Annotated in this window: 1 protein-coding gene; it reads right to left on the bottom strand. The window is 34.8% G+C overall.

Annotation, left to right across the window (positions count from 1 at the left end):
* Positions 1–618: DEAD/DEAH box helicase family protein (locus tag FUA24_RS08020; RefSeq protein ID WP_187388221.1), on the bottom strand; the 618-nt coding region annotated here is incomplete at both ends.

Genomic DNA, 618 nt, shown 5'->3' with positions numbered 1-618 from the left:
AAACGGTCATATTTTTCAATAATCTGGTTTGTTTGAATATCAAACGCTTCAATCTCTTCAATTTCATCACCAAAGAAATGTATTCTGAAAGCATTATCAGCATAACTCGGGAAAATATCTACAGTGTCACCTTTTATCCTGAAATTTCCATGGTTAAAATCGCTTTCGGTTCTAGAGTATAAACTTTGAACTAGCCTATGTAGTAGTTTGGTTCTAGAAATTTCTTGATCGCGTTCAATTGAAATTACGTTTTTTTGAAATTCAATGGGGTTACCAATACCATACAAACATGAAACTGATGCAACTACAAGAACATCACGCCTGCCTGAAAGCAGTGATGATGTGGTACTTAAACGCATTTTTTCAATTTCTTCGTTTATTGAAAGGTCTTTTTCAATGTAAACACCCGAAACCGGAATGTAAGCTTCTGGTTGGTAATAATCATAATAAGACACAAAATACTCAACAGCATTATTTGGAAAAAACTGTTTAAACTCAGAGTATAGTTGCGCTGCCAAAGTTTTGTTGTGTGCTAAAACTAGGGTAGGGCGTTGCACTTCTTGTATTACATTGGCAACAGTAAATGTTTTACCAGATCCTGTTACACCTAAAAGTGTC

It is taken from the genome of Seonamhaeicola marinus, from assembly GCF_008085455.1.
The sequence above is the reverse complement of the archived record's forward strand: the minus strand, read 5'-3'. Positions and strand labels throughout refer to the sequence as shown.